The sequence below is a fragment of the Variovorax sp. TBS-050B genome (assembly GCF_029893635.1).
Classification (GTDB): domain Bacteria; phylum Pseudomonadota; class Gammaproteobacteria; order Burkholderiales; family Burkholderiaceae_C; genus Variovorax.
Map to the genome: position 1 here is coordinate 339314 of NZ_JARXYR010000001.1, position 21697 is coordinate 361010.

The window sequence follows — 21697 nt, forward strand, 5'->3', positions numbered from 1 at the left end:
CTACAAGCCGCGCCGGGCGCGCTGCCAAAGTCGGTGCCGACGCAACGACCGACATCACCGGAGGGACCACAGCCATGCAGCCAGGAGAAGACCGAAACACCCATTTCCTGGCATGGATGGCCGCGGAAAGTGCGGCATACATGGCCATCCACACCCTCCATCAGCGCTCGCACGGCGGGCGCAAGGCCTTCGCGCTGTCGGACATCGAGCAGATCCGGCGCCTGCGCAAGGAAGCGGAGGCGCGCTTCGCGGCGCTTCAGCTCGACCTGGGCGGCGTTCCGACGCCGGCTGCCGTGGCGCCCGCGGTCGTGCCGATCGCGCCGGCGCGTGCGCGCAAGGAACCGGTGCGCGGCGTGTTCGCGGTGCCCCGCGCGGCGGCGGGTACGCCGTCGTCTTCGTCGCGGGCCAACTAGGGCCGCGGTCAAGCCGGGGCGGTCTCGGGACGCCGGTGGGGCGCTCGCTTCAGCGCCCGGTCGGCTTGCTCCTGCGTGGCACGCGAGGGCGCGGACTGAACTCAGCCTTTGGGTATTCTCGGCGTCTGCCAACCACCGGCGGCGTCGTTCCGCACGCGACGAGCCCCGCGCCGCATGAGCCCATCGGAACCTTCACCGCCCGCCCCGGAACCAGGCCGCATCACGCGCCGGACGAAAGCCGCCGACGCGCACGGCTGGGGCCGCTGGCTGCCGGGCCTGCGCATGCTGCGCGGCTACCGCATGGCCTGGCTGCGCCACGACATCCTCGCCGGCCTGGTGCTGACGACGATGCTGGTGCCCGTGGGCATCGCCTACGCGCAGGCCTCGGGCGTGCCGGGCATCCACGGGCTCTACGCGACGATCGTGCCGCTGCTCGTCTATGCCTTGTTCGGGCCCAGCCGCATCCTGGTGATGGGGCCGGATTCGTCGCTCGCCGCGCTCATCCTGGCCGTGGTGCTGCCGCTCTCGGGCGGTGATCCGCAGCGCGCGATCGCGCTGGCCGGCATGGTGGCGCTGGTCTCGGGCGCCGCGTGCATCCTTGCCGGCATCGCACGCCTGGGCTTCGTCACCGAGCTGCTGTCCAAGCCGATCCGCTACGGCTACATGAACGGCATCGCGCTCACGGTGCTGATCAGCCAGTTGCCCAAACTCTTCGGGTTCTCGGTCGAGGGCGAGGCGCCGCTGGCGCAGCTCCGGTCCTTCGCCGTGGCGGTGATGGACGGCAAGACCCACGGCGTCACGCTCACGATCGGCGTGGGCACGCTCGCGGTGATCCTGCTGCTCAAGGGCCGCCGGCGCGTACCGGGCATGCTGATCGCGGTGGTGGGCGCGACCGTGGTCGTCGGCGCGCTGGACCTCGCGGCGCGCGGCGGGGTCGCGGTGCTGGGCGGGCTTCCGCGCGGCCTGCCGGCCTTCAACCTGCCGTGGATCACCGCCGCCGACATCGTTCCCGTGCTGGTCGGCGGCTGCGCCGTCGCGCTGGTCTCGTTCGCCGACACCAGCGTGCTGTCGCGCGTCTATGCCGGGCGCACGCGCAGCCCGGTCGATCCGAACCAGGAGATGGTGGCGCTCGGCGCCTGCAACCTCGCGGCCGGGCTGTTCCAGGGCATTCCGGTCAGCGGCAGTTCGTCGCGCACGCCGGTGGCGGAGGCCGCGGGCGCGCGGACCCAACTGGCCGGCGTGGTCGGTGCGCTCGCGGTGGCGCTGCTGCTGGTGGCGGCGCAGGACCTGCTGAAGAACCTGCCGACCAGCGCGCTGGCCGCGGTGGTGATCGCATCGGCGATCGGCCTGATCGAGATCGCCGACCTGCGGCGCATCTACCGCGTCCAGCGCTGGGAGTGCTGGCTCTCGATCGCCTGCACCGCCGGCGTGGTGCTGCTGGGTGCGGTCGAGGGCATCGGCCTCGCGGTGGTGATCGCGGTGATCGAATTCCTCTGGGACGCCTGGCGCCCCTACTCCACCGTGCTGGGCCGCGCCGACGGCGTGAAGGGCTATCACGACATCACGCGCTACCCGCACGCGCGCCTGGTCCCCGGCCTGGTGCTGTTCCGCTGGGATGCGCCGCTGTTCTTCGCCAATGCCGAGCAGTTCCACGAGCGCGTGCTCGACGCGGTGGCCGAATCGCCCACGCCGGTGCGCTGGCTGGTGGTCGCGGCGGAACCCATGACCAGCGTCGACGTGACCGCGGCCGACATGCTGGCCGAGCTGATCGAGAGCCTGCATGCGGCCGGCATCGCGCTGCGCTTCGCGGAGATGAAGGACCCGGTCAAGGACAAGCTGGATCGGTTCGGACTGCGTGCGCGGCTTGGCGAGGCGGCGTTCTTTCCGACGCTCGGCGCGGCGGTCAGCGGCTACCTCGACGCGCATGCGGTGGAGTGGGTGGACTGGGAGGATGCTGAAGGGCGCTGAAGCGGTTCCGGCCGAGGCAGCCGGAGCCTTCACGCGCGAGCTGTGGCCGCGCTTCAAGCCGGAACCCGTCTCCTCGTCGCCGCCTCCACCTCGTGCAGGTAGGTGGCGAAGCCGTCCTTGGCCGGCGCCGCCGCGTGCAGCAACATCACCGCGCTGATCTGCCCGCGATGGCCTGCGCCGTGCGTCACCACGTGCATGAGCATCTCCTCGCGCGTCATGCAGCCCGGCGCGCCGTCGGTGAACGCGAAGTCGATCCGCTCGGCCAATCGGTGGGCGTCGAGCGTCGCCGCATAGGCGATGTATTCCTGATCGCTGCGCCGGAGGTCGGCGGACAGTGCTTCGAGCATCGGCATCTCGCTCAGGTTGGCCGATGTGTACGCATGGGCTTCGCCCCGCATGTGCGCGGCGAAGATCCGGTCGACCACGTAGGTGTGGCTCAGGGCCTTGATGGCCAGCGGCGTGATGGGCGAGCCGTGTGGAAGCCCGGCGAGCGCTGTCAACAGCTGATCGTTCGCCCAGGCCTTGAAGCCGAAGAGGTGCTGCAATGTGCCGTTCATGGGGTGGGTCTCCTGGAATTTGCGCGCACCGGCTCTTGCATGCGGAAGGCTGTGCCGACCGTGCGCGTCCTTCCAGAATATGAGCGATCATTCGCTTTTTCCACTCGCATTGCCGGCACCGGAAGATGGCGCGAAAACCAGTCACCCGCCCCAGGAAAATCGCCACGCAGGCGCGCTCGCGCGCGACCGTGGACCACCTGATCGAAGCCACTGCTCGCATTCTGGTGAAGGAGGGCTTCGACAAGGCGAGCACCAACCGCATCGCCGAAGTCGCGGGGGTGAGCATCGGCTCGCTCTATCAGTATTTCCCGAGCAAGGAGGCGCTCGTCGCGGCCGTGATCGAGCGCCACCAGCAGCAGCTCATGCAGACGGTGCGAAGCGCGCTGGACCGGGCCTCGGGCCAGCCGCTGGGCCAGGCGGTGCGCAGCTTCGTCGCGGCCGCGGTCCAGGCGCACCGTCTCGATCCCCGGCTGCATCACGTGCTCGCCGAGCAGATCCCGCGGGTCGGTCCGCTCGAGAAGCTGGAGACCTTCAGCCGTGAGAACTTCACGCTGTTCCGGGCCTTTCTCGAAGGTACCCGCGACGAGCTCGGCGTCGATGACCTCGAACTCGCTTCGTTCGTGTGCGTCACCACGATCGAGGCGCTGACGCACAACGCGGTGCTGCACCATGCCAAGGTGCTGACCGAAGACCGGATGGCCGCGCTCATCGAGGACGGCGCGCGCCTCGTGACCGGTTACCTGCAGGGCCAGCGCGGAAGCCGTCGCCGCCGGGCGCGCGTTGATTAGACCGACTGATAGCGTCTTCTCGCCCTACGCATACACGCGCCTGGGCCATGTGGACGACCCCGCCGCGCTGGCAGAGGCGCTCGGCAGCGGCAGCGCGCGAATCGCGTTCTCCAAAGACCAGGCCGACCGGCCCTCAGCCCAACGCGTCCGGCGGCAGGTAGATGCGTGCCAGCCCCTTCGCGATCGCCTCCACGATCTGCTCCTTGCGCAGCCCGATGTGGGACTTGAGTGCCTGCTGCGCCGCCACCTCGTCGCGCGCCTGCAGGGCCTTGAGGATCTGCTGGTGCTCCTTCTGCGTGGCGCTGCGGCCCACGTTCTCCATGTCGATCCAGCGGATGAAGCGGATGCGCGCGTTGAGCACGCCGAGCATGCGGCGCAGCTCCTGGTTGCGTGCCATGTCCGCGATGCGCAGGTGGAAGCCTTCGTCGAGCTCCACCAACTGCTCGACCGGCGTGTCGGGCGCGGCCTTCTGGCTCGCGGCCAGCCAGGCCCGGGCCTCGGCGATCTGCGCGTCGGTGGCGCGTTCGATCGCGAGCGACAGGCAGGCGCTCTCGACCGCCACGCGCGCCTCGTAGAGATCGAGCGTCTCCTGCACGTCGAGCGGGCGGCGCACGAAGCCGCGCGTCGCGGGCAGCAGGAAGCCGTCGTTGACGAGCCGCGTCAGCGCCTCGCGCACCGGCGTGCGGCTCACGCCCAGGCGCTGGGCCAGTTCGATCTCGCTCAGGCGCTCGCCGGGCTTGAGCTGGTAGGAGATCGCCATGTCGCGCAGCGCCTCGAAAACACCCGAGCCGCGCTCGCGGCGCGTCTTGGAAATGGGCGCCGGCCTGGAGGGGCGCGCGCCGCGGCTGCTTGTGCTCTGCATGCTTTTAAGTATACTGAAATGAATTTTCAACCGATTTCAACTGCCGGAGCTTCCCGACAATGTCTTCCATGAACGGCGCCGACGCGATGGTGCGCATGCTGCAGCTCAACGGCGTCAAGCACATCTTCGGATTGTGCGGCGACACCAGCCTTCCTTTCTACGATGCGCTCGCGCGCCTCGACCACGGCATGGACCACGTGCTCACGCGCGACGAGCGCAGCGCCGCCTACATGGCCGACGCCTATGCGCGCGTCACCGGCAAGCCCGGCGTGTGCGAGGGCCCGAGCGGCGGCGGCGCGACCTACCTGCTGCCGGGCCTGGTGGAGGCCAACGAGTCGGCCATTCCCGTGCTCGGCATCACCTCCGACGTGTCGGTCGGCGCGCGCGGCAAGTTCCCGCTGACCGAGCTCGACCAGCAGGCGCTCTACCAGCCGCTCACGAAGTGGAACACCACCATCGACCGCGTCGACCAGATCCCGCATGCGGTGCGCAGCGCCTTCCGCGCGATGGTCACGGGCCGCCCCGGCGCCACCCACATCTGCCTGCCTTACGACGTGCAGAAGCACGCCATCGATCCGGCCGACATCTGGGCCCAGCCCGGTCACGACCGCTACCCGGCCTACCGCTTCGCGCCCGACCCGGCCGAGGTGGAGCGCGCGGCGGCCATGCTGGCGGCGGCGCGCTGCCCGGTCATCGTCTGCGGCGGCGGCGTGGTCATCTCGGGTGCGCATGCCGAGCTCGAATCGCTCGCCACGCAGCTCAACGCGCCGGTGTGCCTCACGATCAGCGGCAGCGGCAGCCTGCCGAGCGGCCACGCGCTCAATGCCGGCGTGATCGGCACCAACGGCGGCGTCGAGGCCACGCGCGACGTGATCGCGCAGGCCGACCTGGTGCTCTTCGTCGGCGCGCGCGCGGGCTCCACCACCACCGAGCACTGGAAGATGCCGGCGCGCGAAGTCGCGATCCTGCACCTCGACATCGACCCCGGCACCATCGCCACCAACTACCGCACCGACGTGGCGCTGGTGGGCGACGCGCGCCTCGGCCTCGCGGCACTCGCGGCCGCGGTGCGCGAACGCATCGCCGCGCGACCGGCCGACGCGGCCGACGGCCGCGCGATCGTGGCGCGCAGCCAGGCGCAGAAGCGCGCCTTCTTCGCCGAGCTCGCGCGCTCGGGCGAGCGCCCGATCAAGCCCGAGCGCGTGGTCGATGCGCTCAACCGCCTGCTGCCCGCCCAGGCCGTGGTGGTGGCCGACCCCGGCACGCCGTGCCCGTACTTCGCGGCCTACTTCGATGCGCCGCAGTCGGGCCGCCACTTCATCACCAACCGCGCGCACGGTGCGCTCGGCTTTTCGATGGCCGCCGGCGTCGGTGCCGCCTTCGGCCGGCCCGATGCGGTGGTGGTCTCGGTCATGGGCGACGGCAGCTTCGGCTTCACCTGCGGCGAACTGGAGACCATCGTGCGCCGCCGCGTGCCGCTGAAGATGATCGTGTTCTCCAACTCGGTGTTCGGCTGGATCAAGGCGAGCCAGAAGACGGGCTACGACGAGCGCTACTTCTCGGTCGACTTCGACCGCACCAACCATGCGCGCGTGGCCGAGGCCTTCGGCGTGAAGGCCTGGCGCGTCGAGGACCCGTCCGAGCTCGAAGGCGCGCTGAAGGCCGCGCTCGCGCACGACGGCCCCGCGCTGGTCGACGTGCTCTCGCAGCCGCTGCAGGACACGGCGGTGCCGGTCAGCCAGTGGATGGGCTGAGGCACGCTTCCTGCAACATCCGGGGTTTCACGCGCAGCTTTGATGAAAGGGAAACAGACGATGCAGATGCAATTCAACCGACGCCGGGTCCTCGCGGCCGCGGCCATGCTGGGCCTGGCCCGCGGGGCGGCGGCGCAGCCTGCGGACGCGCCGCTGCACATGGTCGTGACCTTCCCGCCGGGCGGCAGCACGGACATCGCGGCGCGCATCATGCAGCCCGAACTCGAGAAGCGGCTGGGCCGCCCGGTGGTGGTCGAGAACAAGCCCGGCGCCGCGAGCCAGCTCGCCACCAGCTACGTCGCCAAGTCGGCGCCCAACGGCAACACGGTGCTGGTGAGCTTCGACACCCATGCGATCAACCCGATCGCCAAGCCGCGGCTGCCGTACGACACCTTCAAGGACTTCGCGGGCGTCACGCTCGCGGTGCGCTTTCCGCTGGTGATCGGCGCCTCGGCCTCGGTGCCCGCCAAGGACCTGCGCGGCTTCATCGCGAGCGCTCGCAAGGAGCCCGCGCGCTACAGCTACGCCTCGACCGGCGTGGGCTCGATGAACCACCTCGTGATGGAGGACATCAAGCGCCGCGCCGGCATCTACGTGCTGCACGTGCCCTATGGCGGCGGCGGGCCCGCGGTGCAGGCCGTGCTCGGCGACGTCTCGCAGCTCACGCTGCTGAGCTACGCCGCGCTCAAGGGCCAGATCGCGGCCGGCAAGATCAAGCCGCTGGCCGTCACCGGCGCGAAGCGCCTGCCCGAGCTGCCCGACGTGCCCACGGTGGCCGAGTCGGGCTTCCCGGGCTTCGAGGCCTATTCGTGGATCGGCATCTTCGCGCCCGCGGGCACGCCGGCCGACCGGCTGGGTGCGCTGACCGAAGGCTTCCGCGCCGCGCTGCAGTCGAACGAGGTCAAGAGCAAGCTCACGCAGGCCGGCTTCGAGGTCATGGCCACCGACGGGCCCGGCGTCGACCGCCATGCACGCACCGAGTACGAGCGCTGGGGCGCCTTCGTGCGCGAGACCAAGCTCAAGCTCGAGGAATGAAGATGCCGATGGCGCTCGACCATGTGGTGATCGTCGTGGCCTCGCTCGACGAGGCCGTGGCCGACTACCGGCGCGCGGGCTTCACCGTGATCGCCGGCGGCCGGCATCCGGGCCGCAACACCGCCAATGCGCTGATCGTGTTCGACGACGGCAGCTACCTCGAGCTGATCGCGTACTCGGCGCCGTCGCCCGAGGAGCGCTGGTGGCGCGTGCTCGACGCGGCGGGCGAGGGCCTGGTCGACTTCGCGCTGCTGCCTTCCGACATCGATGCGGCCGTGGCCGCCGCGCGCGCGCGCGGCCTGTCCGAGCTCACGGCCGTGCCCGGCGCGCGCAACCGGCCCGACGGCGTGCGCATCGCATGGAGTTCGGCGCGCCAGCAGCGGCACGACCTGCCGTTCCTCTGCGCCGACATCACGCCGCGCGAGCTGCGCGTGCCCGAAGGCGAGCCGCGCCGCCATGCCAACGGCGCGCGCGGCATCGCGGCCGTGCAGGTCGCGGTCGAGGACGTGGCGGCCAGCCTTGCGCGCTACCGCATGCTGCTCGGCGACGATGCCGTGCGCGGCGAGCGCGTGACGCTGCAGGGCTTCGAGGTCGTGCTGCAGGTCGAGCCGGGCAGGGCGCGCGGCGAAGGGCCCTGCGCGATCACGCTTGCGGTCGATGCGGGGCAGGGGCGCTCGACCTTCGATCCGGCGCTGCTGCACGGGGCCGTCGTTCGCGCCTGAGGCGCGCGCCGATCGGCGCGCCGGAATCGCCACGGAGCGGAGGGTCAGTCCGCCTTGAAGCCCGTGGCCGCGACCACCTTGCCCCAGCGTACGGTGTCGGCCGCGATCACTTGTGCGAAGTCCTGCGCGCTGGTGCCCGTCACGCCGAAGCCCGCTTCCTCCAGCCGGGCCTTGCCGTCGGGCGACTGCACCGCCTTGCGCAGCGCGGTTTCGAGCTGCGCGACCACCTCGGGCGGCGTGCGCGCCGGTGCGACCACGCCGAACCAGGCATTGAACGCGAGCTGCGGATAGCCCTGCTCGCGCAGCGTCGGCACATCGGGCAGGCTGGCGCTGCGCGCCTCGCCGCTCGAGGCCAGCGCGAGCAGCTTGCCCGCCTTCACGTTCGCTGCCGAGAGGCCCACGCTCGCGAACGCGGCCGCCACGTCGCCGCTGAAGAGGCCGCCGAGCGCATCGCCGGTGGTCTTGTAGTGCACCGGCTCGGGCTTGAGGCCGGTCGCGTCGCCGAACAGGTAGGCGCCGAAGTGGCCCGGCGTGCCGGCGCCGAAGGTGCCCATGAACAGCCCCTTCTGTTCGCGGCTCCAGGCCACGAACTGCTGCATGTTGCGCGCCGGCACCTTGGCGGGATTGACCACCAGCATGAAGTTCGAGGTCGCGACCTGGCTCACGGGCACGAAGTCCTTCTTCGGGTCGTAGGGCAGCTTGCCGTAGCTGCTCGGCGCGATCGCGAGCTGGCCGGTCTCGCCGAGCAGCAGCGTGTAGCCGTCGGGCTGCGCGCGCGCCACCTCGGCGGCCGCGATCAGCCCGCCGGCGCCCGGCTTGTTGTCGACGACCACGCCGAGGTTGCCCCAGCCTTCGGACAGCTTCTGCGCCAACAGGCGCGCGACGATGTCGGGGCCGCTGCCGGCGGGGAAGCCGACCACCAAGCGCACGGGCCGGCTCGGATAGGCACCCGCCTGCGCGAAGGCCGGCGCGGCGAAGGGCAGGGCCGTGGCGCCGATCAGGGCGGCGGCGATGAGCGCGCGGCGGCGCGCGGCCGAGCGAGGGGCGGTCGTCATGGGAAGTCTCCTCTGGATGTGAAAGCGGGGAGGGCGCCCGGTGCGGGCGCCGCCGGTCATTGCAGGACGAAGAAGCGCATCTCCACGCGCGCCGGATGGCGCATGCCCACGCCGACGAACAGGCGCTCGGTGATCCACCGCAGCGCGCGGCTCGTCGTCTCGAACGAGGGCGTGCAGCGGAAATAGACCTCGGCCGGATCGACCGGCTCGCCACGCAGCAGCCGTGCCATCACCTCGGCCGGCGCGGTGCGCAGCGCGCGGTTCTGCACGTAGATGCGATCGCCGGCATCGGTTTCGAGCCCGTAGCGCGCATCGAGCTCCGAGACGGTCTCGCTCGCAATGCGCTGGAAGTCGGCGCCGCCTTGCAGCACGCGCGCGCTCCAGCCTTCGCCGCGCGCCTGGCCGCCGAGGATCGGCACCACGCGGCGCAGCCCCGCGGGACCGTCGCCGAGCACCAGCGGCTCGCCGACGTCGACGGAAACGTCCGCGAACCACGCGAGCGTAGGCGCGGCGAGGGGATCGGCGGGTGGGGCGGCGGAAGTCATGCCCTAGCGTAAGCCCGGTGGCCCGGCCGCGCTGTCATCCCCGAAGATGACGGGATTGCCCGTATTGCCCATGCGCACCTGGATTCCCGATCTCCCCGCCGACGGCGTCACGGCCTCGCTGGCGCAGTGCCTGCCGGCGGTGGTGCCCGCGCTCGGCGAACCCGCCTTCGGCGCGCGGCTGCTCGAAGCGATGGCTTCGGCGCTGCCCGTGGGATCGTTCTCGGTCTACCGCACCGGCGCGCGGCCCGCGATCTTCCTGAGCGGCAGCCGCGGCATGCCCGACACCACGCGCGACTGCTGGCGCGCCTACCTCTCGGGCCCGATCCGCAGCGACCGCACGCTGCGCGAAGCCAGCACGCCGCGGCTGCTGCGCGTGTGCCACATCACGGCGCGCGAGGTGCCCGCGGAACACCGCGCCAAGGTCTACGAGGCGCACGGCGTGGTGGAGCGCGTGTCGGTGGTCGAGGACGAGCCGGCCGGCGAGGACGCGCTGTTCGCGGTCAACTTCTACCGCCACACGCACCAGCGCGCGCTCGGCGATGCACAGCTGGCCGACTTCGGCGCCGCGGGCCGGCTGCTGATGGCCCTGACGCGCAAGCACATCGCATTGGCACGCATCGATGCCGCGGATGCGATGCAGGCGCGCCTGCTCGCGCGCTGCCCGTCGCTCACGCCGCGAGAGCTCGCGGTCTGCCTGCGGCTCTTGCGCGGCATGACGCAGGAAGGCATCGCGGCCGACATGGGCCTCGCGCTGCCCACCGTCAAGACCTACCGCAACCGCGCGTTCGCGCGGCTCGGCATCCACTTCCGCAGCGAGCTGTTCGCGCTCATGCTGCCGGCCTGAGCGTGGACGGCGTTCAGCCGCCGATGCGTGCGCCGGGCGCGATGGTCGGCGGCGCGGCGTTGAGGGTGTCGATCGCGAAGCCCGCCGCCGCCTTGTAGCGCGCCATGAAGGCCTCGCGCTCGTCGGGCGGTACGACCGTATCGATGTCGTCGAACACGCCGCCGCAGCGCTCGTCCACCAACCCCAGGATGCCGAAGGGCCCGGCGCCGCGGTTGCGCAGCACCAGCGCCGAGATGTCGGCGCAGAGGCGCTCGTCGTAGGCCCGGAGCGCGGCCGCGTTCACGCCGTGCGCGAGCATCGCCGCGCCGAGCACGCGCGCATCGACGATCGCCTGGCTCGCGCCGTTCGATCCCACGGGGTACATCACGTGCGCCGCGTCGCCGAGCAGCGCCACGTTGCCGTCGACCCAGGTGGGCACCGGGTCGCGGTCGATCATCGGGTACTCGAACACCTCGCTTGCGCCGCGCAGCATCGCGGGCACGTCGAGCCAGCCGTAGTCCCAGCCCTCGAAGTGGTGGATGAAGTCGTCGATGGCCACGCGCCGGTTCCAGTCGCCCTGGGTCCAGCCGTCGGCGTTGTCGACCGTGATCTCGGCGATCCAGTTGATGGTCGCGAGGCCGGTGGCCGGGTCGGGCGGCGAGATCGGATAGAGCACCACGCGGTGCCTCAGCGAGCCCACGCCGACGAAGGACGCACCGGTGCGCACCGGCACGCCCGGCGTGGTGCCGCGCCACATGATCGCGCCGCCCCACTGGATCGGCGGCTGCGCCGGATGCATCTGCGCGCGGATCGCCGAATGCAGGCCGTCGGCACCGACGAGCAGCGCGCCCTCGATCTCGCTGCGCGTGCCGTCGGCCGCTTCGACCGTCGCGGTCACGCCGCCGGCGTGGTTGGCATAGCCGGCGACGCGCTGCCCGAGGCGGATCGCCGCCGGGCCCAGCCGCTCCAGCGCTTGCGCATAGAGCAGCATCTGCAGCTGCCCGCGATGCACCGAGTACTGCGGCCAGCGGTAGCCCGCGAGCAGCCCGCGCGGCTCGGCGTAGATCGGGTTGCCGTTGCGGCCGACCAGCGCCCATTCGCGCGCCTGGATGCCGATGGTGTCGAGCAGCTCGTGGTCGATGCCGAGGTCGTAGAGCTCGCGCACCGCGTTCGGCTGCAGGTTGATGCCCACGCCGAGCGGACGCAGGGCGGGCACGGCCTCGAAGACGATGCAGGGCACGCCGATCTGATGCAGCGTGAGTGCGAGCGAAAGGCCGCCGATGCCGCCGCCGGCGATCAGGACGGGGCGGGAGTGGAACGCAGGGGTCATCGGGCGATTGTCCTAGAAGGCAGGGTATGCACTGCCGCTATGACCCATGCCTCAAAAGCAATGACCCCGGCACGCGCATCGCGCCTAGACTGAAAAGCGTCACTTCCTTTTCATCAGCATGCACCACAGCATCTTCGTCAGCGACGCCGAGGTGGCGAGCGCCATCACCATGCACGAGGCCATCGAGGCCATGCGGGCCGCCTTCCTCGACCTGGGCCGCGGCGCGTCGTCGGTCCAGGACCGCGTGCGCATCCACGGCAGCGGCATTTCGCTCTCGATGATGGGCGGCATCTACGGCGCGGCGCAGGTCGCGGGCGCCAAGGTCTATCCCACGCTCGACGGGCAGTTCGACTTCGTCATTCCGCTGTTCTCCACCACGACGGGCAAGCTGCTGCGCGTCGTGCAGGGCAACCAGCTCACGCGGCTGCGCACCGCGGCCGTGACCCGCGTCGTCGCCGATGCGGTGCTGCCGGCGGGGCCGCCGCGGCGCCTGGCGATCTTCGGTTCGGGCGTGCAGGCGCGCGCCCACGCCGAGGCCTTCTGCGACCGTGAGCGCATCTCGCAGGTGGCGGTGTGCGCCATCGACGGCGCCGACGCGTTCGCGGCCGACATCGAGCGCCTGTACGGCGTGCCCGCGCGCGCCACGGACGCGGCCCAGGCGGTGCGCGATGCCGACATCGTGATCACCGCGACGCGCGCCACCGCGCCGCTCGTCGACGTCGCGCTGCTCAAGCCCGGCGCGTTCGTGGCGGCGATCGGCTCGTCGAAGCCGCAGGCGCGCGAGGTCGACGACCACGTGCTGGCGCGCGCGTCGATGGTGATCGTGGAGTCCGCCTCGCAGGCGCTGCGCGAGGCCGGCGAACTCGTCATGGCCGCGCGTCCCGAGGCGCTCGCGGCCAAGCTCGTGGAACTCGGACCGCTGCTGGCGGACACGGCCGGTGCGCGTGCGCGGCAAGGGCAGGGCGGTGGCGACATCGTGCTCTACAAGTCCGTCGGCGTGGGGCTGGAGGACGTGGCGCTGGCGCAGCTGATCCACACGCGGCTGCCGGTGCGTGCCACGGGGGAGGCATGACTTCGGAGAGAAATCGGCGGCCAGCGGCCTGACAAGGTCGCGTGTTCCTTGTCTCCGGCTGCGGCGCCGCCGCCGGCTCTCTTGCGGCACACTCCACGCGATGTGCGCGACCCCATCCCCGACCTTGTTCAAGAGCGCCAAGGCTTTCGAGGCCTGGCTGAAGAAGAACCACGCCAGCTCCGACGGCCTCTGGCTCAAGATCGCCAAGCGGGGTGCCGATGCGCCCAGCGTGACCTACCCTGAGGCGGTGGAGATCGCGCTCTGCTGGGGTTGGATCGACGGCCAGAAGAAAGGCCTCGACGACCAGCACTTTCTCCAGCGTTTCACGCCGCGGCGCGCGCGCAGCATCTGGTCGAAGATCAACGTCGACAAGGCCGACGCGCTGATCGAGGCCGGCCGCATGCAGGCGCCGGGCCTTGCGCAGATCGAGGCTGCGAAGGCCGACGGACGCTGGGCGCGGGCCTACGACGGCGCGCGCACCTCCGCCGTGCCCGAGGATCTGTTGGTGGCGCTCGAAGCCGAGCCGAAGGCCAAGGCCTTCTTCGCAACGATCAACGCGTCCAATCGCTACGCCGTGCTGTGGCGCATCCAGACGGCCGTCAGGGCCGAGACGCGCGCCAGGCGCATCGAGCAGCTGGTGGGAATGCTGGCGCGCGGGGAGACGGTGCACATCTCGACTTCGGGATGACACGCGCTTCGCCTGCGATGGCGGGCTCACTCCCGACCCACGAGGCTCCCGCCCACCACCGCATCGTCGACCCCGCGGATCGCCGTTCCCACCCAGGCCAGAACCGCAGCCGCCACCAACAGCAATCCCGCCCCGGCGAACAACTGCGGCAACGACACGACCTGCAACAGCCACCCCGCAGCCGCCGAAGCCACGGGCAAGAGCCCCATGAAGATGAACATGAACAGGCTCATCGAGCGGCCCAGCATGGCGGGCGGCACGCGCTTCTGCACCCAGGTGAATACCGACACCTGCATGAAGCCGCCGAGCACCCCCACCAGCACCATCAGCAGGGCGCCCTGCCAGGCGGCGGTGATGCCACCCAGGGGCACGAACAGCAGCCCGATGACGATGTCGGCCAGCAGCACGCTGGTGCCCAGCGTGCCGATGCGCAGTCCCGGCCGCAGCCCTGAGATCACCATGCCGAGCAAGGTGCCGGCACCGTGCGCGCCCACCATCAGCCCGAGGGCCTGGGCGCCCAGCCCGGGCCGGCTTTCCGCCAGCACCGGCAGCGCGATGTGCAACGGGCCCAGCACCAGCACTGCGACCGCGCCCCAGTAGATGTAGAGCGTGCGCAGCTGCGCATCGTCCCAGACGTGCCGCACGCCGCTGACCACGGAAGTCCAGATCGGCGCATGCCGCGCGGGGTCCGCCGGCAGGGCGCGCAGCTTCACCTGGGCCAGGGTCCAGGCGGAGAGGCCGAAGCTGAGTGCGTCGAGCGCGAGGGCGGCGGCGATGCCGCCTGCGTCCTGCGCGCCGCCCGAGCCGTCGCCGAACAGCGCGATCAGCACGCCCGCCGCAAGCGGCCCGAGGAACATGCTCAACTGGCGCAGGCCCATCATCACGCTGTTGGCGGCGCCCAGCTGCGCGGGCGCCAGCGCATGCGGCAGGATCGACGTGCCGGACGGGATGCTGAAGGCGCTGCTGATGCCCAGCGCGAGCGACAGCGCGTAGATCGCCGGCAGCGTCAGCGCGCCCTGCCACACACCCAGCGCCAGCAACGCCAGCAGCACCAAGTTGACGTGCTTGGTGAGCATCAACACGCGCTGCGGCGAGAAGCGGTCGACCACGGCGCCACCCACCAGGATGAACACGGCGCGCGGAATGCCCACCAGCGCCAGCACGGTGCCCAGCGCCACGGTGTCGCCGGTCAGGCGCAGCACCAGCCAGGGCAGCGCGAGCAGGGTGAACTGGTCGCCCATGAGCGAGATGGCGCTGCCGGTCATCAGCCAGCGGAAATTGCGGTCCTGAAAAAGGGCCGCGCGTGCGGCCGGATCTGTTTTTTTCGTCGTCATGTCGGTCCTCTGGAACAGGGGCCGACTGTGCGGGCTCACGCTACGTGAGGGTCAAGCACTTTCGTCGAGGGGCGAAAGGAATTCGCGCACTTCCCGACCGAGCGGCAGGCCTGCCAGCAGCAGAGGATGGGCGAGATGCAGGGTGGCGAGCTTGTCGCGCAGCGCGGTGTTGGCGCCGCAGGTCTTGTGCAGCAGCGCCGCCCAGCGCTTGCGCAGCGCCCGCGCCTTCGCGCCATCGCGCCGCTCGCCCGCGCGGAGCAGGGCCTGGCCCGCGGCCTCGATCTTCTGCGCCTCGGCGTCCGGCATGGGCGGCAAGCGGAATTCCACCTCGCCGCAGTGCGCCTGCATCAGCCGCATGCGCAGCTTGATGGCCGATTCCATGAACGCCATCATGTCCGTGGGCGGCGCCCCGCCTTGCCCGTGCACCGCCGACTCTTGGCGGAACATGGCGCCCCAGCGCTCCATCAGCGCGTAGTTGCCGCCCATCCAGCGCACCATCAGCATGGTCCAACGTCGGGTGAGCACCTGGCATTCCCAAGTATCGACGCCGCGGCCCGTGTCCATGTAGCGCCGGACCTCCGCCTGCAGCTGCAGCCAATCCTGCTCGATGTCGACGTAGGCGCCGAGAATGCGCTTCAGCTCGCCCGCCTCGAAGTAGCGGCCGAAGGTGGTCATCATCGACAGCGTCTGCACCCAGTCGTCCATGCTGGGGCTGCCGCCCTTGCGCAGCATGCCGTGCATCAGCGCCAGCCGCTCGCGCAGTTCGGTGGCCTGACGGATCTGATGGTCCAGCGCATGCATCTGCTGCTCGATGACGCGCTCGGGGGCCGCTTCGCTGCCATCGAGCAGCGGACCGATCTCCGTGAGCGCCAGGCCCAGATGCCGCAGCGCCTGGATGGCGTGCAGGCGGGCGACGTCGCCCTCCGCATAGAGACGATAGCCGGCGTCGGACCGGCCGGACGGCTTGAGCAGGCCAATCTCGTCGTAATGGTGCAGGGTGCGGACGGTCAGTCCGGTGGAGCGGGCGAGGTCGCCGACTTTGATGCGCATGCGAGGATTGTGGCGTTGCGGGCTACCGTTTGTTTTTTCATGCGGCGGACGTCGCATGTTCGGCGAAACGCCGAGCGAGACGCTCAGGCGATCTGGCGTGTTACGGCGAGAACCGTAACGTTCGAACGTAACGCCAAGGGACGCCATGGTCTTCCAGCGCGCTCTGGCGCGGTTTTATGACTGAAAAGTAAAACCTAAGTGTTAAAAACCGTCGGCGCAAGCGCGCACCGCCGGCCGGCACGCATGTTGCCCCGTCCAAGGTCTCTTCCAACGACCGAGACGCAACCATGAACGAAAAAGCCCGCCACCTGCTGGACTGCTACACCTTCGGTATCGAGCCCGACGGGGGCTGGATCTTTCCGAGGGCGCTGCACCAGGCGCAGCTCGACCACAGGCCCGCGAGCCTGCGGCGCGTGAACCTGCTGCTCGACGAGATCAGGGCGCAGCTGAATCCCGAGCGCGCGTCCTTCCTCGAGCGGCCCGATGCGCGCAATCTTTGCACGCTGCTGGGCGGCTACCTGGTCGCGTACCTCGAGCAGCAGCATCCCCGCGTGCGGGTCCAGCCGGGGCATGCGGCTGGCGGGCTGTCGCCGCTCGACTGGGTCGAGGCAAAGCTGTTCGGTGAGCCGGGCGCCCCCAACTGCACCGACTACGTCGCCGAACTGTTCGCCGCCGCGGTCGGCGCTGACGTGCACGAGCGCATCGCGCAGGCGAGCGATGCGGGCATCGACGGGTTGGATTGGATCTCGGGCGAATGGACGCCGTCCGATCCGACCGCGCGCGCTGGCGCTGTTTGCTACGCGTGAGGGGCTGAGGGGCGCCTCCGACCGGGGGCGCCTTCTTGCCTTCATTGCATTTGACATAACACACATTGTGTGTCGAAGATGAATCTTTGATTTGATGCGATAGTGCGAGTATTCTCGAACTATGGACCCCACCGAAGTCATCCGCGCGCTTGCAGCACTGGCCCACCCCTTGCGGCTTCAGATATTTCGTGCGCTCGTCGTCACAGGCCAGAGAGGCCTGACGCCCGGCGTGATGCAAGAAGCGCTGAACGTGCCGGCGACCACCCTGTCCTTCCACCTCAAGGAGCTCACGAGCGCCGGACTGGTGACGCAGGAGCGCGCCAGCCGGAACATCATCTATCGCGCCGTCTACGACCAGATGAACGGCGTGTTGGGATACCTCACCGAAAACTGCTGCCAGGGCGAGGCGTGTCTCGCCGAATCCGCAGCGTCCTGCAAGTGCTGACCCCTTCGAAGTGACGGCCGCCCCGAAGATCCGAACATGGCTGCATCCATTCCACAGAAGCTGCTCAGCGAAGCGCTCGGCACCGCGCTGCTGCTGACCGTCGTCATCGGCTCCGGCATCATGGCGGAACGCCTGGCGGGCGGGAACGTCGCCGTCGCGCTGCTGGCAAACACCCTCGCGACCGTCGGCGGGCTGTATGTCCTCATCGAAGTGTTCGGCCCCATCGGCGGTGCGCACTTCAATCCGGCGGTTTCGCTGGTGATGGCCGGCAGGGGCGAACTGCCGCTGCCGCTGCTCGCGCCCTACATCGGCGTACAGCTCGTCGGCGCGATGCTCGGGGCCTGGCTCGCGCATGCGATGTTCGACATGGGCATCGTGCAGTTCTCGGCCAAGATGCGCGGCGGAACCGGCCAGTGGATCGCCGAGGCCGTCGCCACCTTCGGGCTCGTGCTCGTCATCCTGCGCGCGCCGGCAGCGCGTGTGGCCGCGATGGTCGCGGCTTACATCGGGGCCGCCTACTGGTTCACCGCATCGACTTCGTTCGCCAACCCGGCCGCGGCCTTCGGTCGGATGTTCAGCGACAGCTTCGCCGGCATCGCGCCGTCGAGCGTGCCGGGCTTCGTGCTGGCCGAACTGGTTGGCGCCGGCATGGCGGCGGCCGTGCACAGGATGTTCAGCGGCGCACCGGTCGCACCCGATGCCATCTCATCCACTTCTCCATCCAAAAATGCCTGACGTCACGATCTATCACAACCCTGCCTGCGGCACCTCGCGCAACACGCTGGCGCTCATCCGGCATGCCGGCATCGAGCCGACCGTCATCGAGTACCTGAAGACGCCCCCTTCCAAGGACAAGCTGCGCGAACTCGTCGCCGCGATGGGAACGACCGTGCGCGCGCTGCTGCGCAAGAAGGGAACGCCTTACGAAGAGCTTCAGCTCGACGACCCGAAGTGGAGCGACGAGCAACTGCTCGACTTCATGCAGCAGCACCCGATCCTCATCAACCGCCCGATCGTGACGACACCGCTCGGCACGGTGCTCAGCCGGCCCTCCGAAGCCGTGCTCGAGATCCTGCCCGTGCCCAAGCTGGCGCCCTTCACCAAGGAAGATGGCGAACTCGTCGTGGACACCGGGGCGCGCCGTGCTTGAGGGCCATGCGGCCCTGCCGGCACTCGACACCCAGTTCTTCGAAGTACCGACGCAGGAGCGACTGAACGCGCGTTCGCCGTCGCAGCACCGCCCGCGCTTCCTGATGCTCTACGGTTCCCTTCGGGAACGCTCCTACAGCCGCCTGCTGACGCTGGAGGCAGCCCGCCTGCTCGAAGCCATGGGCGGCGAGGTGAAGCTGTTCGATCCGACGGGCTTGCCGCTGCCCGACAGTGCCCCGGACACGCATCCGAAGGTCCAGGAACTGCGCACGCTCGCCGCCTGGTCCGAGGGCATGGTCTGGACCTCGCCGGAACGGCACGGTGCGATGACCGGCATCATGAAGGCCCAGATCGACTGGATCCCGCTCTCGGTCGGCGCGGTTCGGCCCACCCAAGGCAAGACACTCGCGGTGATGGAGGTCTCGGGCGGCTCGCAGTCCTTCAATGCGGTCAATCAGATGCGCGTGCTCGGCCGCTGGATGCGCATGCTCACCATCCCCAACCAATCGTCGGTCGCCAAGGCCTTTCTCGAATTCGACGAGGACGGGCGCATGAAGCCTTCGAGCTACTACGACCGCGTGGTCGACGTGATGGAGGAACTGTTCAAGTTCACGCTGCTCACGCGTGACGTCAGTGCGTACCTGGTCGACCGGTACAGCGAGCGCAAGGAGAGCGCGGTGGCGCTTTCCAGGCGGGTCAATCAGCGGGCGCTCTGAATCGCGGCTACTGGCCGCACCGCTCCACGTCGCCCCAGCGCCCGTCCGCCCGCTGGCCGGCCCACATGCGCGTCACGCCGTTGGTCCAGCCGAAGCCGTCCTGCAGCGGGTATTCGCCGCCCCCGCCGCCGGCCGTGTGCTCGCTGGGCACCTCGCGCAGCCGGTACTTCTCGACCAGCTTGCCTTCCCGGCGGTAGAGCGTGCACACGGTGCGCAGCCAGCGCCTGCGGATCTCCTGGGCGAGCTCGTTGTGGCCGAATGCGCTCAGGCCTTCGACGGCCATCCACTGCAGCGGCGCCCAGCCGTTGGGCCGGTCCCACTGCTGGCCGCTGCGGCATTCGGTGGTGGCAAAGCCGCCGGGCGCGAGAAGGCGCTGCTGCACCGTGGCGGCCACCGCCCTCGCCTGGCGTGAACTGCAGGCGCGCGCGAACAGCGGCGCCACCGTGGCCGCGGTCAGGCAGCGGCGCTGCTGCCCGCGCCGCCAGTCGTGGTCGAAGTAGGCGCCTTCGATGCCGTTCCACAGCGTGCGGTCCATCGCATCGCGCCGGGCCTGGGCGCGCTGCTCGAATTCCTTGCCGGCGGCTGCATCGCCGGCCTCCTGGCTCAGGCGCGCGATGGTGCGCTCCAGCTTGTGGAGAAAGGCATTCAGGTCGACCGGCAGGATGCTCGTCGTGTCGATCTGCGAGAGCGACAGACTCTCGGGCACTGCGGGATCGGGCGCGCGCAGCCACCGGGTGCTGAAGTCCCAGCCCGACTCGGCGGCGGCGCGCAGGTCGCGGTAGACCTCGTTCGCGGGGCGGTCCGCGCCCTCGGCCGTGGCGACGTCCTCGAGCCAGGATTCCTCCCGCGGCGTGTCGCGGTCGTCCCAGTAGCGGTTGAGCAGGCTGCCGTCGGGCAGCCGCACCACGCGCCGCGACGCCTCGCCGCGCGCGAGCCGCTGCTCGTCCGCCATCCAGTACGCATGCTCCTGCCGCATCTGGGCCAGGTAGGCCCCGGCGGGCCGTCCGCCATGCGCTTCGCACAGCTCGGCCATCCATGCGAAGACCGGCGGCTGCGAGCGGCTGAGGTAGTAGGTGCGCGTGCCGTTCGGCACATGGCCGAAGGTCTCGATCAGGTAGGCGAAGTTGTCGGTCATCGCATGCAGCAGCGCGTGCTGCCCGCTCTCCGCCAGCCCGAGCATCGTGAAGTACGAGTCCCAGTAGTAGAGCTCGCGGAAGCGCCCGCCGGGCACCACATAGGCGTGCGGCAGCTGCAGCGCGGAGCCGCCGCGCGGATGCTCGACCGGATGTCGCGTGAGCACCGGCCAGAGACCGTCGATGTGCGCGCCGAGCGCCTGCCCCGGCACCGATTCGTACTCGCTGCGGTGCGCGCTCGGGATGCGGAAATGCGCGTGCACGAAGGCGGCGAGGTCGAAGCCGGCGCGCCTGCGCGCATCGCGGTAGCGCGCCAGGATGGTCTCGGGTTCGTGCAGCGGCGCGCAGTCGACGAAGGTCTTGCTGTCATCGAAGACGCCGCCGCTCTGCACGGCCACGAACAGCTCTTCGTAGCGGTCCGCGGGCGTGAGACGGTCGCACGGCGGTGCCAGGCTGGCTTCGGCCTGGCGGTCGCGGCCGTTCATTGTTCGGTGTAGTTCCAGAGCAGGCCTCCATCGACCACGCTCGTGGTGCCGGTGATGTAGCGGGCGTCCTCGCTCGCAAGAAAGGCCACGAGCTTCGCTACGTCGGGCGGCGTGCCCAGCCGGCCGAGCGGGATCTGCGCGGTCAGCGCCTTCAGTTGCGCCTCGTTGGCCAGCAGCGCGTCGTTGATCGGCGTGCGGATGGCCCCCGGCGCCACGTTGTTGACCGTGATGCCGAAGGGCGCGAGCTCGACGGCCGCGTCGCGCATGAGCATCTTGAGCCCGCCCTTGCTCGCGCAGTAGGGCGCGAAGTTGGGGAACGGCAGCTCCTCGTGCACCGAGCTGATGTTGACGATGCGCCCCGGCCTGCCGGCCGCGCGCAGCCACCGCGCGAAATGCTGGATCAGGAAGAACGGCCCCTTGAGGTTGACGTCGAGCACGAGGTCGTAGTCGTCCTCGCTCACTTCCAGCAGCGGCGCATGGCGCTCGACGCCGGCGTTGTTCACCAGGATGCAGAGCTGCGGAAAATCCGCGCCGGCCTGCTGCACCATGGCGCGCGTCCCGGCCACGCGGGAAACGTCGGCCGGATAGATCGTGCAGCGGCGTCCGAGGGCCACGATCTCGTCCCGCACGGCGCGTGCCCGTTCGTCGTCGGCGCGCACGTTGAGGGCGATGTCGGCCCCCTCGGCGGCAAGCTGGAGCGCGATGGCCTGGCCGATGCCCTGGCCGGCGCCGGTCACCAGCGCGGCGGTGTTTGCAAGCTTCATGGCCGATGGAGCAACCCGTCCGCGTCGAGTTCCCGCAGCCATGGACGGCGATCGACGCGCGGCTGGTTACGGCATTTTTCCGCACGCGCGCATGAACGCCGGACCTCCTCCGCTGCAGGCCCGTCACGCGCTTGAGTCTCGCCGCCAGTCCGCAGCATTCGGAAACAATTGTTCAAGCGCCCCGCCCTGCGCGAGCCGACCCG

General features: G+C 70.3%; 23 protein-coding genes. 14 read left to right on the top strand and 9 right to left on the bottom strand.

Going from position 1 to position 21697, the window contains the following annotated elements; genetic code table 11:
* The first annotated feature begins 140 nt into the window (after nucleotides 1-140).
* Together M2165_RS01620 and sulP are read left to right on the top strand one after the other, a co-directional pair.
* On the top strand, nucleotides 141-413 hold the full coding sequence (locus tag M2165_RS01620; protein WP_280812916.1) for a hypothetical protein: 273 nt from the start codon (nucleotides 141-143) through the stop codon (nucleotides 411-413).
* A gap of 282 nt (nucleotides 414-695) precedes the next feature.
* Nucleotides 696-2381, top strand: coding sequence for a sulfate permease (sulP, locus tag M2165_RS01625; RefSeq protein ID WP_280813158.1), 1686 nt, complete (start codon nucleotides 696-698; stop codon nucleotides 2379-2381).
* A gap of 53 nt (nucleotides 2382-2434) precedes the next feature.
* Here sulP and M2165_RS01630 read toward each other — a convergent pair whose 3' ends face one another.
* Nucleotides 2435-2938 (bottom strand): DinB family protein, encoded by a 504-nt coding sequence (locus M2165_RS01630; RefSeq protein WP_280812917.1) that lies wholly within the window; start codon nucleotides 2936-2938, stop codon nucleotides 2435-2437.
* Nucleotides 2939-3063: 125 nt separating this feature from the next.
* On the opposite strand from M2165_RS01630, the gene M2165_RS01635 reads away from it, so the two are divergent.
* A complete protein-coding gene (locus M2165_RS01635; protein ID WP_280812918.1) occupies nucleotides 3064-3726 on the top strand; it encodes a TetR/AcrR family transcriptional regulator in 663 nt (220 codons plus the stop codon).
* A 133-nt stretch (nucleotides 3727-3859) separates the two neighbouring features.
* Here the strand turns inward: M2165_RS01635 and M2165_RS01640 are convergent, their stop codons facing one another.
* Nucleotides 3860-4588, bottom strand: a complete 729-nt coding sequence (locus M2165_RS01640) for a GntR family transcriptional regulator (RefSeq protein ID WP_280812919.1) — start codon at nucleotides 4586-4588, stop codon at nucleotides 3860-3862.
* Between the two features lie 59 nt (nucleotides 4589-4647).
* Here M2165_RS01640 and M2165_RS01645 point away from each other — a divergent pair, with 59 nt between their 5' ends.
* From M2165_RS01645 to M2165_RS01655, 3 genes are all read left to right on the top strand, one after another.
* A complete protein-coding gene (locus tag M2165_RS01645) occupies nucleotides 4648-6342 on the top strand; it encodes a thiamine pyrophosphate-binding protein (RefSeq protein WP_280812920.1) in 1695 nt (564 codons plus the stop codon).
* Nucleotides 6343-6408: 66 nt separating this feature from the next.
* Nucleotides 6409-7377 (top strand): tripartite tricarboxylate transporter substrate binding protein, encoded by a 969-nt coding sequence (locus M2165_RS01650; protein ID WP_280813159.1) that lies wholly within the window; start codon nucleotides 6409-6411, stop codon nucleotides 7375-7377.
* Nucleotides 7374-8099, top strand: coding sequence for a VOC family protein (locus tag M2165_RS01655; RefSeq protein ID WP_280812921.1), 726 nt, complete (start codon nucleotides 7374-7376; stop codon nucleotides 8097-8099). The genes M2165_RS01650 and M2165_RS01655 overlap by 4 nt, the downstream gene beginning before the upstream one ends.
* 44 nt (nucleotides 8100-8143) lie before the next feature.
* Here the strand turns inward: M2165_RS01655 and M2165_RS01660 are convergent, their stop codons facing one another.
* Nucleotides 8144-9154 carry a tripartite tricarboxylate transporter substrate binding protein gene (locus M2165_RS01660; protein ID WP_280812922.1) on the bottom strand — a complete coding sequence of 337 codons (1011 nt, stop codon included), beginning with the start codon at nucleotides 9152-9154 and terminating at the stop codon, nucleotides 8144-8146.
* A gap of 56 nt (nucleotides 9155-9210) precedes the next feature.
* Nucleotides 9211-9699: a DUF3237 domain-containing protein gene (locus M2165_RS01665; protein ID WP_280812923.1), complete on the bottom strand. Its 489-nt coding sequence runs from the start codon at nucleotides 9697-9699 to the stop codon at nucleotides 9211-9213.
* A gap of 70 nt (nucleotides 9700-9769) precedes the next feature.
* Here M2165_RS01665 and M2165_RS01670 point away from each other — a divergent pair, with 70 nt between their 5' ends.
* The gene (locus tag M2165_RS01670) at nucleotides 9770-10543 is read left to right on the top strand and encodes a helix-turn-helix transcriptional regulator (protein ID WP_280812924.1); all 774 of its coding nucleotides are present in this window, start codon (nucleotides 9770-9772) and stop codon (nucleotides 10541-10543) included.
* Nucleotides 10544-10556: 13 nt separating this feature from the next.
* On the opposite strand, the gene M2165_RS01675 is transcribed toward M2165_RS01670, so the two are convergent.
* Nucleotides 10557-11852, bottom strand: a complete 1296-nt coding sequence (locus tag M2165_RS01675) for a flavin-dependent oxidoreductase (protein ID WP_280812925.1) — start codon at nucleotides 11850-11852, stop codon at nucleotides 10557-10559.
* Nucleotides 11853-11970: 118 nt separating this feature from the next.
* On the opposite strand from M2165_RS01675, the gene M2165_RS01680 reads away from it, so the two are divergent.
* Together M2165_RS01680 and M2165_RS01685 are read left to right on the top strand one after the other, a co-directional pair.
* Entirely contained in the window at nucleotides 11971-12924 is a 954-nt protein-coding gene (locus M2165_RS01680; RefSeq protein WP_280812926.1) for an ornithine cyclodeaminase family protein, read from the top strand.
* Between the two features lie 100 nt (nucleotides 12925-13024).
* Nucleotides 13025-13612: a YdeI/OmpD-associated family protein gene (locus tag M2165_RS01685; protein ID WP_280812927.1), complete on the top strand. Its 588-nt coding sequence runs from the start codon at nucleotides 13025-13027 to the stop codon at nucleotides 13610-13612.
* Between the two features lie 26 nt (nucleotides 13613-13638).
* Here M2165_RS01685 and M2165_RS01690 read toward each other — a convergent pair whose 3' ends face one another.
* Both M2165_RS01690 and M2165_RS01695 read right to left on the bottom strand, forming a co-directional pair.
* Complete coding sequence (locus M2165_RS01690; protein ID WP_280812928.1) at nucleotides 13639-14946, bottom strand: MFS transporter; 1308 nt, start codon at nucleotides 14944-14946, stop codon at nucleotides 13639-13641.
* A gap of 51 nt (nucleotides 14947-14997) precedes the next feature.
* Nucleotides 14998-15996: a MerR family transcriptional regulator gene (locus M2165_RS01695; protein WP_280812929.1), complete on the bottom strand. Its 999-nt coding sequence runs from the start codon at nucleotides 15994-15996 to the stop codon at nucleotides 14998-15000.
* Nucleotides 15997-16283: 287 nt separating this feature from the next.
* On the opposite strand from M2165_RS01695, the gene M2165_RS01700 reads away from it, so the two are divergent.
* From M2165_RS01700 to arsH, 5 genes are all read left to right on the top strand, one after another.
* Complete coding sequence (locus M2165_RS01700) at nucleotides 16284-16802, top strand: hypothetical protein (protein ID WP_280812930.1); 519 nt, start codon at nucleotides 16284-16286, stop codon at nucleotides 16800-16802.
* Nucleotides 16803-16923: 121 nt separating this feature from the next.
* Nucleotides 16924-17247, top strand: a complete 324-nt coding sequence (locus M2165_RS01705) for a metalloregulator ArsR/SmtB family transcription factor (protein WP_280812931.1) — start codon at nucleotides 16924-16926, stop codon at nucleotides 17245-17247.
* A 36-nt stretch (nucleotides 17248-17283) separates the two neighbouring features.
* Nucleotides 17284-17982, top strand: coding sequence for an MIP/aquaporin family protein (locus M2165_RS01710; RefSeq protein WP_280812932.1), 699 nt, complete (start codon nucleotides 17284-17286; stop codon nucleotides 17980-17982).
* On the top strand, nucleotides 17975-18397 hold the full coding sequence (arsC, locus tag M2165_RS01715; protein ID WP_280812933.1) for an arsenate reductase (glutaredoxin): 423 nt from the start codon (nucleotides 17975-17977) through the stop codon (nucleotides 18395-18397). The genes M2165_RS01710 and arsC overlap by 8 nt, the downstream gene beginning before the upstream one ends.
* On the top strand, nucleotides 18357-19112 hold the full coding sequence (gene arsH, locus M2165_RS01720) for an arsenical resistance protein ArsH (RefSeq protein ID WP_280812934.1): 756 nt from the start codon (nucleotides 18357-18359) through the stop codon (nucleotides 19110-19112). Before arsC ends, arsH begins: the two co-directional genes overlap by 41 nt.
* Nucleotides 19113-19119: 7 nt before the next feature.
* On the opposite strand, the gene treF is transcribed toward arsH, so the two are convergent.
* Both treF and M2165_RS01730 read right to left on the bottom strand, forming a co-directional pair.
* Complete coding sequence (gene treF / locus M2165_RS01725; protein ID WP_280812935.1) at nucleotides 19120-20730, bottom strand: alpha,alpha-trehalase TreF; 1611 nt, start codon at nucleotides 20728-20730, stop codon at nucleotides 19120-19122.
* On the bottom strand, nucleotides 20727-21494 hold the full coding sequence (locus M2165_RS01730) for a glucose 1-dehydrogenase (RefSeq protein WP_280812936.1): 768 nt from the start codon (nucleotides 21492-21494) through the stop codon (nucleotides 20727-20729). Before M2165_RS01730 ends, treF begins: the two co-directional genes overlap by 4 nt.
* Between the last annotated feature and the right edge of the window lie 203 nt (nucleotides 21495-21697).